The sequence below is a fragment of the Azospirillum sp. ST 5-10 genome (genome assembly GCF_051225715.1).
GTDB lineage: Bacteria > Pseudomonadota > Alphaproteobacteria > Azospirillales > Azospirillaceae > Azospirillum.
In genome coordinates this window covers 1-527 of sequence record NZ_JBPJSP010000113.1, presented here as the reverse complement: position 1 = coordinate 527, position 527 = coordinate 1, and the positions used below count along the sequence as shown (strand labels likewise).

Here is a 527-nt window from a genome sequence, read left to right as displayed (position 1 = left end):
GATCAAGCGTCTTAAGGGCATCTGGTGGATGCCTTGGCACTGAGAGGCGATGAAGGACGCAGCACGTTGCGATAAGCTTCGGGGAGCCGCGAGCAGGCACTGATCCGAAGATTTCCGAATGGGGCAACCCACCGCATTAGCGGTATCGTCAGCTGAATCCATAGGCTGGCGAGGCGAACCCGGCGAACTGAAACATCTAAGTAGCCGGAGGAAAGGACATCAACCGAGACTCCGCGAGTAGTGGCGAGCGAAAGCGGACCAGGCCAGTGGTCATGGGGAAGCAACCGGAAGCGCCTGGAACGGCGCACCACAGCGGGTGACAGTCCCGTACGGGTAAGAGAACCATGATCCTCGAGTAGGGCGGGGCACGTGAAACCCTGTCTGAACGTGGGGGGACCACCCTCCAAGCCTAAGTACTCCTCAGTGACCGATAGTGAACCAGTACCGTGAGGGAAAGGTGAAAAGCACCCCGACGAGGGGAGTGAAACAGTTCCTGAAACCGGATGCCTACAAGCAGTGGGAGCCTC

At 58.8% G+C, this 527-nt stretch carries 1 rRNA gene; it reads left to right on the top strand.

Annotated features, from left to right (window positions below):
* A 23S ribosomal RNA gene (locus tag ACSBPG_RS32065) occupies positions 1-527 on the top strand; the annotation flags it as partial.